Origin of the sequence: Paucibacter sp. KBW04, from assembly GCF_003852425.1 — a bacterium.
Taxonomy (GTDB): Bacteria; Pseudomonadota; Gammaproteobacteria; order Burkholderiales; family Burkholderiaceae_C; genus Paucibacter_A.
This window is the reverse complement of record NZ_QAJN01000007.1, coordinates 162364-177044: the sequence shown is the minus strand read 5'-3', so window position 1 is coordinate 177044 and position 14681 is coordinate 162364. Positions and strand designations below refer to the sequence as shown.

13 protein-coding genes are annotated in these 14681 nt (G+C 65.0%); 2 read left to right on the top strand and 11 right to left on the bottom strand.

Features of this window, described 5'->3' with window-relative positions; genetic code table 11:
* Window positions 1–44: 44 nt before the first annotated feature.
* The 9 genes from DBR47_RS08910 to DBR47_RS08870 form a co-directional block, all read right to left on the bottom strand.
* Window positions 45–521, bottom strand: coding sequence for a GNAT family N-acetyltransferase (locus DBR47_RS08910; protein ID WP_124449093.1), 477 nt, complete (start codon window positions 519–521; stop codon window positions 45–47).
* 557 nt (window positions 522–1078) lie between these two features.
* Window positions 1079–2788: a serine hydrolase gene (locus DBR47_RS08905; protein WP_124449091.1), complete on the bottom strand. Its 1710-nt coding sequence runs from the start codon at window positions 2786–2788 to the stop codon at window positions 1079–1081.
* 37 nt (window positions 2789–2825) lie between these two features.
* Entirely contained in the window at window positions 2826–3518 is a 693-nt protein-coding gene (locus DBR47_RS08900; protein ID WP_124449089.1) for a response regulator, read from the bottom strand.
* Window positions 3515–5146 (bottom strand): ATP-binding protein, encoded by a 1632-nt coding sequence (locus DBR47_RS08895; protein WP_124449087.1) that lies wholly within the window; start codon window positions 5144–5146, stop codon window positions 3515–3517. Before DBR47_RS08895 ends, DBR47_RS08900 begins: the two co-directional genes overlap by 4 nt.
* 68 nt (window positions 5147–5214) lie before the next feature.
* Window positions 5215–5919 (bottom strand): hypothetical protein, encoded by a 705-nt coding sequence (locus DBR47_RS08890; RefSeq protein ID WP_124449085.1) that lies wholly within the window; start codon window positions 5917–5919, stop codon window positions 5215–5217.
* Between the two features lie 376 nt (window positions 5920–6295).
* A complete protein-coding gene (locus tag DBR47_RS08885) occupies window positions 6296–6826 on the bottom strand; it encodes a hypothetical protein (protein WP_124449083.1) in 531 nt (176 codons plus the stop codon).
* Between the two features lie 25 nt (window positions 6827–6851).
* Complete coding sequence (locus DBR47_RS08880; RefSeq protein ID WP_124449081.1) at window positions 6852–8324, bottom strand: hypothetical protein; 1473 nt, start codon at window positions 8322–8324, stop codon at window positions 6852–6854.
* Between the two features lies 1 nt (window position 8325).
* Complete coding sequence (locus DBR47_RS08875) at window positions 8326–9261, bottom strand: ABC transporter ATP-binding protein (protein WP_124449079.1); 936 nt, start codon at window positions 9259–9261, stop codon at window positions 8326–8328.
* Entirely contained in the window at window positions 9258–9674 is a 417-nt protein-coding gene (locus DBR47_RS08870) for a GntR family transcriptional regulator (protein ID WP_231512205.1), read from the bottom strand. The genes DBR47_RS08875 and DBR47_RS08870 overlap by 4 nt, the downstream gene beginning before the upstream one ends.
* 93 nt (window positions 9675–9767) lie before the next feature.
* Here DBR47_RS08870 and DBR47_RS08865 point away from each other — a divergent pair, with 93 nt between their 5' ends.
* Entirely contained in the window at window positions 9768–11573 is a 1806-nt protein-coding gene (locus DBR47_RS08865; protein ID WP_197046951.1) for a PglL family O-oligosaccharyltransferase, read from the top strand.
* Between the two features lie 11 nt (window positions 11574–11584).
* Here the strand turns inward: DBR47_RS08865 and moaC are convergent, their stop codons facing one another.
* Entirely contained in the window at window positions 11585–12082 is a 498-nt protein-coding gene (gene moaC, locus DBR47_RS08860; protein ID WP_124449075.1) for a cyclic pyranopterin monophosphate synthase MoaC, read from the bottom strand.
* Between the two features lie 178 nt (window positions 12083–12260).
* Here moaC and DBR47_RS08855 point away from each other — a divergent pair, with 178 nt between their 5' ends.
* The gene (locus tag DBR47_RS08855) at window positions 12261–13877 is read left to right on the top strand and encodes a M48 family metalloprotease (RefSeq protein ID WP_231512204.1); all 1617 of its coding nucleotides are present in this window, start codon (window positions 12261–12263) and stop codon (window positions 13875–13877) included.
* A 9-nt stretch (window positions 13878–13886) separates the two neighbouring features.
* On the opposite strand, the gene DBR47_RS08850 is transcribed toward DBR47_RS08855, so the two are convergent.
* Window positions 13887–14243: a phage holin family protein gene (locus DBR47_RS08850; RefSeq protein WP_124449071.1), complete on the bottom strand. Its 357-nt coding sequence runs from the start codon at window positions 14241–14243 to the stop codon at window positions 13887–13889.
* Between the last annotated feature and the right edge of the window lie 438 nt (window positions 14244–14681).

The following is a 14681-nucleotide window of genomic DNA, read 5'->3' as shown; positions in this document are numbered from 1 at the left end:
TCACCGGCCTCCGAAGGCGGTCCGGTGGAATGATGGGTTGGACTTCATACGATACGAAGCCTCATGAATGCATTTGGAATGACGACGCCTCGCACTTTGGGCTGCCGCTGCTCAATGACTGTGAACCCAAACTTTTCGTAGAACGGTTGAGCTGTACGGCTTACATCGGATGTCAACTCATGCAGGCCTGTCGACATTGCCTCTTGAAGAATGTGATTCATGAGCGCGGTTCCTATGCCGCATCGGGCATGACTACCAGACACAAAGAAATGGTCAATGTATCCGCTTGGCTGAAGATCCGAGTAGCCAACAAGCTCGCCATTCAGCTCGGCGACGAACGGGTTGATTCCCCGAATTCGCTCTTCCCACAGGCTGGCGTCACGATCCCGAGGAGCCCAAGCTTGAATTTGCTCCTGTGAATACTCTCGAGTGGCCAATTGATGGACCGAGGTGTAGTACACGTTGAAGAGAATGGACTCTTCTCCAGGGTTGTACCGGCGAATGCGGGGCGCAATTTTCATGAGGCCCAAATTGGATACATGGAGACAGCAGTGACGCATAGCTTGGCGCCCTGTCCCCATAGCATGTTAGATGTGACGAGGCCACAAGCGGCTTGTAGCTTGGCTCTGTGCGGCATATTCTGTGCAAAAAACAGTCTTGAATAACAGGCAAAAACCTCAACTGGTTTCTGGCTGGATTGATCGGTAGCAACCCACATTGGGGCACCGATGTGCATTGGAAATGCACATGCCTGATCCGTCCATCGCTCCGTTGGGGGGAAGACAGATGCAAGGCCCCTTCACCCAGACCTTGCTTCACTGAACCTACCTGCGTTGAAGTTGCCACTGCCTTTGGATCAGCTACGCAAACGCATCAGTTTGCAGCGCTGAAAGCGGACTCAGATCAATGACTGCTTTCCGACGAGGCTCAGATCCAACGATGCTCAGTCGGGTTACCGTTCTGGGCACATTGCCGCCACTGAGGACTGCTGACCGGCCGGCTTCTTCAGGTGACCCATCTTTGAACCCAGATCGCTGTCGCGCCTAACGCGCCAGCGCATAGGCTTCAGCGGCCGACCTCAGGGCTCACGCGGCCCCTCCAGGCTTTGTCCGTTTTGATTCAGCACCAGGTTGCGCACCTGGCCGGCTTCATCACGCTTGAAGCTCAGCACTGCGCCCACGGCCTTGATTTCTATTTTGTCCTTGGCCGTGAGTTCGGCGGCGATGGCGCTTTGCCCGGTGGCCTGGGCCATCAGGCGGCCGCTTGCATCTTCAAACAGGCGCAGCTTGAAATGAGGCATCAGGGCATAGCTGCCGACGTACTCTTGCCAAGCCGGGTTTGTGCCTAGCGAGCCCTTGGCCTGAGCCTCGGTGGCGGCAATCTTGCGCTGCAAGGGCAGGGCACCGCCGCCTTGGCGCCACACAGCCTCAATCACGCGGCCGTCTTGCAGCACGGGCGTCAGCAAGGCGTTGAAATCCTGCGGATAGAAGTCGCCCCGGCTGTCGTAGTGCAACTCAAAAGCGGCTTGGCCGGCGGCTTGCATTCGCAGGTGGCCGTCCTCCTGCCACAGGCGCACGGCCATGCTGCCCAGGGTGTAGTCGCCCGCCATGGACGCCAGCAAATCGGCGCTGGCCTTGCTGGCGCGACGCGGCTCGGGTGGCGTCTTCTCCAAACCCAGCAGGGCGTGGCCCAGGGGGCTCAGGCCGCCCAGATCGGTCAATGCGGTATCGGCCAGCAGCACGACCGCGCGCTGGGCCTGGGGCTGCAAGGCCACCAGGGCGGAGAAGCCGCCGGTGCCGCCCTCGTGGGCGACGAGGTCCTGGCCCTTGAACTGGTAGCGCATCCAGTTCATGCCGAAGGGCGCTTTCAGGGGCTGCTGGGTCAGTTGCATGGCAGCCAGAATGGACTTGGCTTGCGCCCTATCCAGGCCTGGCTTGAACCCGCTGCGCTGCCCCAGCTGGGCCTGGGCATAGCTCACCATGTCATTCAGGCTGGCCTTGACCATGCCCACACCGGCCAGATTGGTCTGCGCGTTCCAGGCCGAGCTGGCCTTGCCGCCGGGCAGATGGCCTTGCACCCGCAGGCTGCCCAGAGGTGACTTGTTGATGAAGGCGCCGTCCATTTGCAGGGGCTCGAAGAGGCGCTGGCGCAGGGTGGCTTCCAGGTCGCCGCCGGTGCTGCGGGCCAAGGCGGCCGAGACAATCATCATGCCGAAGTTGGAGTACTCGCTGCGGCTGCCAATGGGCGCGCTCAAGCGGGTCTTGGCCAGCGCGGCCAGCAAGTCGGCCTCGCTCAGATCGGCGTAGGGGTCGTCCATGGACTTGGGCGCGAATCCGGGCGGCAGGGCCGGCAGGCTGGCGCTGTGGGTCAGCAGATCGCGTACCAGGATCTGGCGCTCGCCCTGGCGCGGCACTTGGGTGCCGGGCGGCAGATGTTTGGCGATGGGGTCGTCCAGCGTCCACTGGCCGCGGGCGATCAGATCGGCCACTAAAAAGGCCGCCATGGTCTTGCTGACCGAGCCGATCTCGAAGGGGCGCTGAAAATCAGGCTCGCCCTGGAGCCGTGGTTTGGCGCAGAAGCTGCCGCGCAAGACCTGAGTCTGTTCGATCACGGCCGCCTGCACGCAAGCGCCGCTGCGGTCGCCGTCCAGGGCCTGCTGCAGCAAGGCTTGCACGCGATTGGCTTCGGCCGCCCCGGCGTGGCTGTGCAGCGCTAGCAGGCCGGCGGCCAAGCCGATTAAGTGCGAGCGGCTGCCTTGCCAGAAGTTGTTGATGATGATCTTGCGCATCTTTGTTTTCTCCCTTGGTTTGAACTCATGCGGTCTGTCAGCCCGGCCCGTCCAGCCGGTAGCCCACGCCGGGTTCGGTCAGCAAGCGCTGCGGGTCGGCTGGGTCGCGCTCCAGCTTGGCGCGCAGCTGGCCCATATAAAGGCGCAGGTAGTGGGTGTGTTCGGTGTACTCCGGCCCCCAGACATCGCTGAGCAGCGTTCGATGGGTCACCACCTTGCCGGCGCTGCGCACCAGGCGGGCCAATAACTTGAACTCAGTGGGCGTCAGATGAGCTTCCTGCCCATTCAAGCTGACCTGGTGGGCCTCCAGATCCACTACCAGGCCCTGCTGCTCGTAGCGGGTCAGGGCCGGGCGGGTGTGCACGCCGCGATGGCGCAGGGCCACCCGCATGCGGGCCAGCAGCTCGCGCACGCTAAACGGCTTGACGAGGTAGTCGTCGGCGCCGTCGTCTAGCAAGCTGATCTTCTGCCCATCCTGCTCGCGGGCCGAGATCACCAGCACCGGCGTGCTGTGATCGCGCCGCAGCTCGCGCAAGAGTTCGCTGCCCTCGCCATCGGGCAGGCCTAGGTCCAGCAAGATCAGATCGAACTCGCCGCCATGCTTGAGCAGGGCTTGGGCCTCGGCCAGGCTGGCGGCGGTTTGTACCTCATAACCTTCTATTCGCAGGGACTGACACAGGGTAGCGCGGAGCTCCCGGTCGTCCTCGATCAACAGCACTTGCAAACTCATGGCAGCAATGCCTCCTGGGCTTGAGAGGGGGCGGCCTGCAGCGGCAGCCAACATTCGAAACTGGCGCCACCGTGGGCACGGGCGCGGTAGCGCATCGCACCGCCATGGGCAAGTGCGATGGCACGGCAGGCGGCCAAGCCCACGCCGGCACCACGGCGCTCCGAACCATCGGGCCGGCCGGATTGCGCCTCGGCGCCGCGCTGGAAGGCCTTGAAGATGCGCTCCTGCCAGGCTCGCGAGACACCGGGGCCGCGGTCGCGCACTGACAACACGATGTGCGGCTCGCCTTGCTGCGGGCCGGGATCGGGCCAGGGCAGGCTGCGCGCCAGGATCTCGACCGGGCTGCCCGCGCCGTACTTCAGCGCGTTGTCGACCAAGTTGTCCAGCAGCTGGCTGAGCAAGACGGCATCGCAGCGCAGCAGGGGCAGGCCAGGCTCCACCCGAGCGCGCAGACGCGGCGGCGCGGCCTCCGGCTCGCCCTCCCGCTCACCCAGGCTGGCGCGGCGCTGGCGGCTGCGGCGCAGGGCGCCCCCTATGAGTTCCTCGGCCGATTCCCAGTCCAGGCTCAGCGTCACACCGGGCGCGTCCAGGCGCGCGAGCTGCAGGCTGTTGTCGGTCATGCGACGCAAGGCCTCGGTTTCGTCGAGGATGGTGGCGGCCAGGCGTTGGCGTTGGCGGGCGTCCAGGCGAGCCTCTTGTTCCAGCAGGGAGGAGGCCGCGCCCATGATGCAGGCCAGCGGCGTGCGGTAGTCGTGTGAGATGGCGGCCAGCAAGGCATTGCGGGTGGCTTGGCTGCTGGCTTCGTCGCGGGCCAGCCGGGCGGTCTGCTCGGTGGCCTGGCGTTCCAGGGCCAAGCCCATCTGATCGCACAGCGACTGGGCGTGGGCGCGCAGGCCGGGTTCTTCAGCCTGCCCGCCGGCCGGCAGATGCAGCAAGGCCGCGCCATAGCTGGCATGGCGGCCGCGCAGGGGCAGATACCAGGCCTTCAGGTCCTGATGCCGGCCGGTGCCGGGGCCGAAGGCGCGGCCCTCGCGCAGGCACAGCCACAGGCCGGTGGCCTGGTCGGCATCGGCCTCGGGCCCCAGCCACAGGGCGGCCTCGGCGTCGTTGCGCGGCGGCAGCTGGTTTTTGAGAACAAGCAACTGCACCGGCTCGGGCCGCAGGGCGTCCAGTTCCTGATGCAAGAGCGGCGCCAGGGACTGCGGCTCGTGCACGTCACGCAAGCTGTCGCTGAAGGCGCGCAGCTGCTCGGCGCGCGCGCCCATCAGCCGGGCCTGCGCCGTCTGGCGGCGCGAGCGCCCCATCAGCAAGGCGGTGATGCTGCACAAGCTCAGCATGGCGAACAGCAGCAGGGCGTGGGGATGGTGCTCCACCGTGAAGCTGAAGCGCGGCGGCACAAACAGCCAAGCAAAAGCCAGCACGGCCAGGGCGCTGCTCAGCAAGGAGGCCCGAACGCTCAGCCACCAACCCGCCACCGCCGCGGCCAACACCAGCAGCAAGGCCAGATTGGCCAGCTCCACCACGCCGTCCAGACGCCACATCAGCCCAAAGGCCGAGGCCCAGGTCAGGGCGGCCAGGGCCAGGTCTTGCCTGCGTGCGGCCTTGGGTGCTGAGGAACTTTTGCTCATGATGAGCAAGTTAGCAGATGCGGCATCAGGAAAGCATCAGGATGATGCTGGGCCGCTTTACCAGGCCCTCAGCGCGCAAATTTTTGGTAGTCGCCGGCCCGCATCGCTGCAACCATCTCCTGCGCCAAGGCTTCCACCCTGCGTCGCTCCTCCGTGTCTTGCGGTGAGTTCATGCGGTGGAGTTCGATGAAGTCTTTGGCGCAATGGCCTTGGCTCAGGCATGCAGCAAGCAGGCGGATGTCTTGATCAGGCGCAACGGTAGGCGCGGTGGCCAATTTGACGGCCAGGTTCATTGCCCCGTTGTAGACCTGCCGATCGCCCTCTTCTGTCATCGCCTTGCCGTCCCAATAGGGCAGCATTGGCAGAAAGTGCTGCAGTTGACCTTGCTCCGCAAGTATCTGGGCAAACTGGCGGGCTTTGCCGGTGGCGAAAAAGTAGGGAAAAAGGTAGATGGCCTGGTTCAGGGTTTGACCAGGGTGGTCGTCGGCCAGAGGCATATCGATGTCTCTGTGTTGGCTAAAGGCTAGGCAGCGGCGCTCCAAGGAGTCGCGGGCCTGTACGCGTTGCGCGTAATTGGGCTCATTTTTTCCGCGCAGCAAGGGGTCACTGTCTGGTCCGAGAAGTTCACCTGCCCGAACCTGCCCCATGGCCGAACGGCAAGCGTGAGTCAAGGTCAGTGCTGCTCCGAATGAGCCGGGCAGTCGGGCATCGCGCAGCCGCAGCGCCAGGGCATAGGGCTGCTCGCTGCTGAAGCCTTGGGTCCATTGGGCCATGACATCGGGGGTGACAGCGGGCTTGGGCAAGCTGGGTGTTGATGCGGCAGCCGCTACGACCTTGAGCGCAGGGCTGGCTTGGGCGGCAGGTGGGGGCTCTTGAATTGAGTTGCTGGGCCCTTCGATGAGGGCGGGCGGCGTCTCTGAACCTGGCCAAAGCCAGCAGGCGCCGAGCAGGCCTGTAAACATGAGCAAGAGAGAGAGGCGCAGTGGTTTCATTTTTCCCATGAGTGAGGCCGCGCAAATTGTGCGCCGCGCGCTTTGTGCCAGCCGCTTGTGAGCCTAAGAAGTTCAAATACGCAAATAAGAAATACGATCAACGTCAATGTTATGTCGATATGGCGTCGGTTCTCTGGCGAGGCGGCGGGGAGCTTCCCTAGCCTCGCCTTTTTTGACCAAGGCGACGAAGTCGCATCCAGACCTTGCGCCACAGCGAGGCTTCAAACGCCATCAAGCGGGCCACCCATGGCGGCATGCCTTCGCCCACCATTTGAGTCTCGGCCTCCTGGCGCGATTGACCTTTGAGAACCACGGCCTTGTACAAGGCGAGCGCCAGTTTCAGCTCCAGCGCCAGCAGGCCCGCCAAGCCCAGATAGCGCAGCCAAGTCAGCGCAGGCAGGAACTGCTGCTGTTCGGCTGGGATGGCCTTGCCGCAAAGCCAGATGCCGAGGCAGGCCAGGCCGATGGCCTTGAGCAGCGCGGGCTTGCCTTGGTGTCGATAACAAACCCAATACAGGGCGGGCAGCAGCAAGGCCAGATCGAATAGCAGGGCCGCTTCCAGCAGCTGCGAGCCCTGCCAGTCACCCAGCCGCGCGGCGCTCAGATCGCCTGCGACGATCAAGCCCGCGAGGGGCAGGAACCAATGCTTGCTCAGCCATGCGGCGGCTGGTGTGGATTGTTCGGTCATTGGCTTTCCTTGCTCAGGTGTCAGATCAAAAACTCAATCGCCCCACCGGCATGGCTTGCGGGCCACCGAGCACCCAGCGCTGCCAGCGGATGTACACCAGCGCCAGGGTGATCAGAACTGAGGCGATGGCGAAAGGCCACAAGCTCAGGTTCAGCCACCATTGCAGGGCGGCAATGGCGCCGCTGCAGATGCCGGCGGCGATGAAGGCCAGGGCCGCCCAATTGCCGTTAGGCTGGGCCTGGCGCGCCCAGTCGCGCAACAGCAGGCTGCCCATGGGCAGGACGACCAGCAGAATGTGCAGGCCCGAGAAGCGCCCGGCGAAATCGGTGGGCGTGGCCTTGAGCAGGCCTTGTACCAAGGCCAGGGCGATCAGCCATTGCAGGCCGAACTGGATCAGCAGGCGCCGGCTCATGGCGGCATTGAGCGCCTGGCCGCGCGGCATATGGGGCAGCAGCATCAGCAGCGCCTGCTCGCGGCGGCTGCCGTAGAGGCTGCCGGCCAGGCCGAAGAGCGGGCTGATGGCCATGCTGATGAGGCCGATGTGCAGGCCCGCATTGCTGTGGCCAAAAAACAGGCGCCAGTCATAACCGTAGATCGCTTGGGTGAGAGCGATGATGGCCCCTGCTGCGCCGAAGATGATGCTGAAAGCGCCCAGGGCGCTGGCCCAGTGCACATTGCCCAGGGTGACCAGGTCCAGCCTGGCCATCAGGCTGCGGGTGCTGGTGTTGGCCTGGGCTAGCAAATAGGCGGTCCACAAGGGCCGCGGCCAGTTGAACAAGCGCGTTATCCAAAATCCTCCAGGCGACAAGGTCTTGGGCGTGACCATGCCGCCGCGCATCTGCTCTTGCATGGCATGGCGCAAGTCCTCCTGCACCTGGTAGTTCTTCAGATGGGCGTTGCCACCGCCCTGCAGCATTCGGCTCAGCAGCCAGGGCAGCAGGATCAGGGCCGCGGCGGCTAAGGTGGCGGGCTGCTGCTCGTACCAGCTCAGCAATCCTTGCTTCAGCCAGGGCCAGACCGCCGATCTGGGCCACAGCCAGTAAGGCGCGGGGAGCAGCCAGATGAGGAACCACAGGCGCGGCCAACGCAGGCAGGCGGCGATGGACAGCATCAGGCTGGCCAGACCCAGGGCCCAGGCCAGTGCTTGGCCTGTGCTCAGGCTCAGTATCAAGCTGCCGAGAGCAGTGAACGTTAGCAAAGCAGCCACGGCCGTGGCACGCAAACGCTGCAGATGCTGGGGCACCAGATGGGCACTGGCGGGGTGGTTTTGGCGCCGCAGATTGCTGAAGAGCAGGCCCCAGAGGGCGAGCAGCAAGAGCAGGCTGACGGCCTGGCCCGCGATCTGCGCGGCGCGCCAATCGACAGCCAGGCCCAAGGTGAGCAAGGTGCCCAGGCACAACAAAGCCAGCACGGGCACAAACCAGCGCGAACCCAAGTTGCGATGCTGCTGCCAGGCGCAAAGCAGGATGGGGCGGTAGGGTGCTAAAGCGGTGCCCATGTCAGGTCAGCTCCATGAACAGGTCTTCCAGATTCAGGGCTTGCAAGCCCTCAGTCTGCGCAAGAGGCGGCGCGTCGAGCGGCAGGCGTATCAACCAACGGGCCTGGCCGTTTTCCAGGGCGTGGCGGCGCAGCACCTCGGCGCCCAGGCGGCTGACCATGCTTTGCAGCTGGGCCGTGCTGCCCTGCACGCTGCGCAGCTGCTCGATCAATTCGTCCAGCGGCGCTTGGCAGCTGATTCGGCCTTCGCTCATAAAAGCTAGGTTGAATGCGACCCGCTCCAGGTCGGACAAGATGTGGGTGGAGAAGACCACGGTCGTGCCGCGGTCCAGCACCTGCTCCACCAGCTCGCGCAGAAAGTCGCGCCGGCCGGCCGGGTCCAGGCTGGCCACGGGCTCGTCCAGCACCAGCAGATCGGGCTCATGGGCCAGGGCGCGGATGATGGAGAGGCGCTGCTGCTGGCCGCCGGAGAGCTTGGCGATGGGCTTGTCGCGGGCGATGTCCCAGCGCGACAGCAGGCCCTCGACCTTGGCCTCGTTCCAGCGCGGGTAAAAGCTCCTGAAGTAAGCCAGCAACTGAGCGGGCGTGAAGCCCTCGAACAAATCGCTTTGCTGGGGCACATAGCCGATGCGGGCGCGGGCCGCGTCGTCGATCTGCAAGGCGGCTTGGCCGAACAGTTCGACCCGGCCCGCTTGCGGCTCGCGCAGGCCCAGCAAGGTCTCCAGCAGCGTGGTCTTGCCCGCGCCGTTGCGGCCGAGCAGGCCGACCACCTGGCCGGGCAAGAGCTGCCAGCTCAGGTCACGCAGCACGGTTTGTTTGCCATAGCCCAGCTGCACGCCGCTCAAGCAGGCGCTGGCGCTGGGTTGTTGGATCGCACTGCTGTGCAGGCTGAGGTCGGCGGGGCGCAGCGTGCTGCTGGGATGGGTGCTGGCGTTCATGCGGCGTCTCCCTCTTGAGGGTCAGGAAGTTCTTGGAGGATTTGTTCAAACAGCTGCAGGGCTTGGGCGGCGCTCAGCTCCAGCTGGCGTGCGGTCTCGGCCGCTTGCTCTAGGCTGGGGCGCAGCAGCTCGATGCGCGAGGCTGCGCTCTGGGCCTTTCTGTGCTGGGGCGCGATGCGCATGGCCAGGCCACGGCGGCGCTCCAGCAGGCCTTCGGACTCCAGCAGGCTGTAGGCCTTGGAGATGGTCATGGGGTGCACGGCCAGGCTTTGCGCCAGCTCGCGCACCGAGGGGATTTCATCCCCCGCACTCAGCTGCCCGCTGGCCACCCGCCGACGCAGCTGTTCCATCAGCTGGCGGTAAATGGGCTCGGTGGAGCCGGTGTTGATGCTGAAGATCTGTTCGTGGTTCACGGTACTCCTTGCGTGTACTAGTACTGTAGTACACATAAATCGAGCAGGTCAAGCGGTGCTTGCGGGGGCGGGACTCATGTGATGATTCGGCCCATGTCACGCGCCATCTCTTCTTCTCCGTCCACTTCTACCGCGCCCCAAGGCGCCCAAGCCCTGCGCGGCCCCGGGCCGCAAATCCTCCAGCCCCTGGCCTTGACGCTTTTGCTGCTGGCCAGCGTGATCCCGCCTTTGCTGGCCTTCAATATCAGCCCGTCGGCAACGCTGTTCAATCAGCTGGCGGCCCTGGGCGGTTGGGCTGCGGTGCTGTGCCTGCTGGCGCGTGAGTGCCCCAAGGTGCGCAGCACGGCGGCTTTGTGGGCCCTGGTGCTCTTGATGCTGGCCCCGCTGGCCTCGCATCTATGGACCGGCCTGCCCTTGTCGCTGGCTCTGTCCAGCGGCGCCATGCTGGCGGCGGCGGCGCTGCTGCTCTTCGGCGCCCAAGGCCTGAACGACCGCGCGCGCCAGCTCTGGTTCGAGGTCTTTTGCTGGGGCTTGCTGGTCGCGGGTCTGCTGAGTCTGGTCGTCAGCCTGGTGCAGGTGTTTGCGCCGCAGTTTGCCGACGGCAATGTGATCGCGCGCTCGGGCGTGCCAGGGCGTGCCGTGGGCAATATGCGTCAGCCCAATCATCTGGCCAGCTTGTTGATGTGGTCTTGTGTGGCGGCCGTTTACCTGGGCATGCCGGGTCGGCTCAATCCTTTTGGCCGCGCCTGGGTGCTGCCCTCGATTCTGTTTGGCCTGATCTTTGCCGTGGTTTTGAGTGGCTCACGCACCGGCGTGATCGGTGTGCTGATCCTGGCTCTTTGGGGTGCGCTGGACCGGCGCCTGCCGCGCCTGGCCCGCTTCTCCTTGCTGGCCACACCGTTGATGCTGGCCCTGTGCTGGTGGCTGGTGGCGGCCTGGTCGGCCAGCAGCGGCCATGCCCTGGGGGTGGAGTCACGCCTGGCCGAGGGCGCGGGTTCGCCCTCCCGCATCGCCATCCTGAGTAATGCCTGGGTCTTGCTCAAGCAGAACCCTTGGCTAGGCGTGGGCTGGGGTGAATTCAATCTGGCCTGGACCATGAGCGAGTTCCCCAATCGCCCGGTGGCCTTCTTCGACCATTGCCACAACCTGCCCATGCAGCTGGCGGTGGAGCTGGGCCTGCCGCTGAGTTTGACCGTGCTGGGCCTGCTGAGCTGGTCGCTGTGGCGCGCCCTGCGCATGAGCATGCAGGCCAAGGACGCTGGCCAGGCCTTGATGCGCCGCTGCGCCTTCATGCTGGTCTTGATGATTGGCCTGCACAGCCTCTTGGAATACCCGCTTTGGTACGCCTACTTCCTGCTGCCCACGGCCTTTGCCTTCGGTCTGGCTCTGGGTCGGCCGGACGATCAGCCGCAGCGTGGCGCCGAGGTCGAGGGCTTGCCGCGCCTGCTGGCCGTCACCGGCGTGATTCTGATGCTGGGCACGGCTTATGCGCTTTGGGACTATCAGCGCGTGGTGGTGATCTACTCACCCGGTGAGTCCGCCGCGCCCTTGCCGGAGCGTATCCACGCCGGGCAGAAATCGCTGTTCTTCTCCACCCAGGCCGACTACGCCGCGGCCACCAGTCTTGGCTACGGCCCGCAAGCGCTTGCGGCGGCCAAGCGCAGCGCGCATCAGCTGATCGATGCGCGCCTGATGATGGCCTGGGCCAAGTCCTTGCACGCGGTGGGTGACGATCAAAAAGCCAGTTATGTGTCCGAGCGCCTGCGCGAGTTCCGCAACAAAAGCAGCGAGGCCTTCTTCGCCGAGTGCACGGCGCTCGAAGAAGCCGAGTTGGCTACGCTCAAGCCCTACCAGTGCCTGCCGCCGCAGCAGCAGATCGAGTGGCGGGAAATGCGTTGATCGGGCGTTGATCAGGCACCAGGCCCGAGATCGGCCGACCAGTCGCCGCTCTTGCCACCCTGCTTCTCCAGCACACGGATCTGCTCCATCACCATGCCGCGGTCCACGGCCTTGCACATGTCGTAAACCGTGAGCAGGCCGATCTGCACCGCGGTCAGGGCTTCCATTTCCACGCCGGTGCGGCCCAGGGTTTCGACTTGCGCGCGGCACTGCACGGCGCAGGCCGCTTCGTCTAACTCGAAGTCCACTGTCACCCGGGTCAGGGGCAGGGGGTGGCAGAGCGGGATCAAATCCGCCGTGCGCTTGGCGGCTTGGATGGCGGCGATGCGGGCAATGCCGATGACGTCGCCTTTTTTGGCGCTGCCGCTGCGGATCAAGGCCAGGGTGGCGGGCTGCATGCGGATGCGGCCGGCGGCCACGGCCACGCGGTGCGTCACATCCTTGGCGGCCACGTCCACCATATGGGCCTGGCCCTGGGCATCAAAATGGGTGAGGAGATTGGAAGTCATGCCGGGGCTGAGGGTTCGATTGGCAACAATTGGGCAACAAAGGCGAAACGATGGGGAGTGCCTTGGGCCTCATCATAGTGAAAGCGTAAAGGGTGAATGCAGATGCAGGCGCCCATCTATGTCAGACTCGCCCTGTTCCCGAGACCCCTGCTCTCTGCCCTTTGGAGATTCTTTTTTGTTGAAGAACAAGGAAAAGACCGGCCCCGCGCCGCACCCTTTGCGCAGCCGCTTGATGGCCAGCTTGATGGCGGCCCTGATCTTGAGCGGCGGGCCAAGCCTGAGCTTCGCCCAGGTCAATCTGCCGACTCTGGGCGACTCGGTCTCGGCCGATCTGGATGTGGGCGCGGAGCGGCGCTTTGGCGAGCAGATCATGCGCCAGATCCGCCCCGACCCGGACTATCTGGACGACCCGCTGCTGCTGGAGTATGTGCAGAGCATCTGGTCGCCCCTGGTGCTGGCCGCCACCCGCCTGGGCAATATCGGCGACGAGACCAAGGATCACTTCGCCTGGGAAACCTTTCTGGTGCGCGACAAAAGCGTCAACGCCTTTGCCCTGCCGGGCGGCTTTGTGGGCGTGCATCTGGGCCTGATCTCGATGACGGTGTCGGCCGATGAGTTGGCCTCGGTCTTGGGCCATGAGTTATCGCATGTGACCCAGCGTCATATCGCGCGCCGCATCACCGGCGACTCGCGCAACAGCCTGCTGGCCACGGCCGGCATGATCGCCGGCCTGATCGTGGCGGCTCGCAGCGGCAGCGTGGACGCCGCCAATGCCGCCATCGTGGGCAGCCAGGCGGCCGCAGCGGCCGCTTCGCTGGCCTTCTCCCGCGATATGGAGCGCGAGGCGGACCGCGTGGGCTTCAATGTGATGAGTCAGGCCGGCTTTGCACCGGCCGGCATGCTCAGCATGTTCGAGCGCATGGAGCAGACCTACCACCTGATGGATGCGGGCAACTACCCCTATCTGCGCTCCCACCCCTTGACCAGCGAACGCATCGGCGATGCCCGCACCCGCCTGGGCACCGAGGCCTTTGTGCGGCCGCCGGGCCTGGCCGTTCATGCCTTGATGGCGGCACGCGCCAAGGTCTTGATGGACCCGCGGGCCGAGACCTGGGCCCAGCTGCAAAACCTCGACGCGGGCGTGCGCGACACCAGCGCCGCTGGCCCCGGCAGGGGTTTTGAGCAACTCGGCGCGCGTTATGCCGGTGCCCTGGCCTCGATCAAGATGCGCGACTTCGGCCGCGCCGAGAACGCCTTGCGCAGTGCGGAGCTAACCTTGCAATTGATCGGCACCGACCCGCAAGCCGCTCGCATGCTGAGCTATTTGCGCGCCGAGCTGGCCCAGGCCAAGGGCCAGGCGGCGGACGGCTTTGCCGCGCTCAAGCCGCTGGCGGGTGAGCGCTCACGCGCCATGCTGATGCAGCGCGCCCAGCTGGCCATGGTGGACAGCCGGGGCCTGGAGACGGCCCGCCAGGCGGCCGACGATTTGCAGACCTTTGTCAGCCTCAACCCCAAGGATGCGGGCGCCTGGGCCCAGCTGGCCCAGCTCTGGGAGCGTCTGGATCAGCCCTTGCGGGCGGTACGCGCCCAGGGCGAGGTGAGGGCGGCCATGGGCGATTTGAACGGTGCGATCGATCGCCTGCGCTCCGGCCTGCGCCAGTCGCGCAGCCGTGAGGCTGATCAGATCGAGGCCGCGGTCATCGACTCGCGCCTGCGTGCGCTTTTGTACGAGCGCCGCCAGCTGCTAGCCGAGATGTACCCGCGCGGCGTGCCAGCGGGCGCCGAGCTGCCTTGAAACCCCGCCTCAGTCCTGGGGCGGGAACAAGCGCTCCATGACGGTGTCGATCAACATGCCGCACAGGCTGTAGATCAGCGAGCCAATCAGGGCGGCGGTGAAGCTCTCCACGCCGAAACCGCTGAGCAGATAGGCGGCCGACCAGAACATCAGCGCGTTGATCACAAACAGGAACAGCCCCAAGCTGATCACCGTGACCGGCAGGGTCAGCAGCACCAGAATCGGCCGCAGCAAGGTGTTGAGCAAGCCCAGCACGGCCGCCGCGATCAGGGCCGAGGTGAAACTCTTGACCACCACGCCAGGGTAGAGATGGGCCACCAGCAAGAGGGCGCCGGCCAGCAAAAGCCAACGGATCAATGTTTTCATCATCTCGGACGGGTCCTTGTTTTCTTTTTGACGGGGAGGGGTCTGCGGGTCAACACCGCCGCCGACATGCCTCTCAAGCGTACTGTATCCGGCGCCTACTGCCCCGCGTATTCGCCCTATCCGTGCACCCCGTCACGGCCCTTAAGCCCGTGGCGGGGGCAGGTCTTGCCTGATCTTTGCTAGAATGCGTACTTCCGAAAGGGGAGTAGCTACGCGGCTCAAAGTCTGAATTCTTCAGAATCAGGCTGCGGTCGTGGCAACGGTCCGTCAACACGGCGTCTGTGAAGACACCCGGGCCCTGCAGCTGGTGATTGGTGGTCTGACAAAAGACACCCGCATCCTGTCCCGCAAGACCTTTCTGCCTTGGCCTTGGCCCTGGTTTCAGTCAGACTCTGGCTGGAGCCAGCTGGGTCGTGTCCGGTTCGTGATGGTTTTTTA

Bases quoted from the DNA above. Each gene is read 5' to 3' on its own strand.
- DBR47_RS08910 (WP_124449093.1), bottom strand. From the start codon at position 521: ATGAAAATTGCGCCCCGCATTCGCCGGTACAACCCTGGAGAAGAGTCC.
- DBR47_RS08905 (WP_124449091.1), bottom strand. From the start codon at position 2,788: ATGCGCAAGATCATCATCAACAACTTCTGGCAAGGCAGCCGCTCGCAC.
- DBR47_RS08900 (WP_124449089.1), bottom strand. From the start codon at position 3,518: ATGAGTTTGCAAGTGCTGTTGATCGAGGACGACCGGGAGCTCCGCGCT.
- DBR47_RS08895 (WP_124449087.1), bottom strand. From the start codon at position 5,146: ATGAGCAAAAGTTCCTCAGCACCCAAGGCCGCACGCAGGCAAGACCTG.
- DBR47_RS08890 (WP_124449085.1), bottom strand. From the start codon at position 5,919: ATGGCCCAATGGACCCAAGGCTTCAGCAGCGAGCAGCCCTATGCCCTG.
- DBR47_RS08885 (WP_124449083.1), bottom strand. From the start codon at position 6,826: ATGACCGAACAATCCACACCAGCCGCCGCATGGCTGAGCAAGCATTGG.
- DBR47_RS08880 (WP_124449081.1), bottom strand. From the start codon at position 8,324: ATGGGCACCGCTTTAGCACCCTACCGCCCCATCCTGCTTTGCGCCTGG.
- DBR47_RS08875 (WP_124449079.1), bottom strand. From the start codon at position 9,261: ATGAACGCCAGCACCCATCCCAGCAGCACGCTGCGCCCCGCCGACCTC.
- DBR47_RS08865 (WP_197046951.1), top strand. From the start codon at position 9,768: ATGTCACGCGCCATCTCTTCTTCTCCGTCCACTTCTACCGCGCCCCAA.
- moaC (WP_124449075.1), bottom strand. From the start codon at position 12,082: ATGACTTCCAATCTCCTCACCCATTTTGATGCCCAGGGCCAGGCCCAT.
- DBR47_RS08850 (WP_124449071.1), bottom strand. From the start codon at position 14,243: ATGAAAACATTGATCCGTTGGCTTTTGCTGGCCGGCGCCCTCTTGCTG.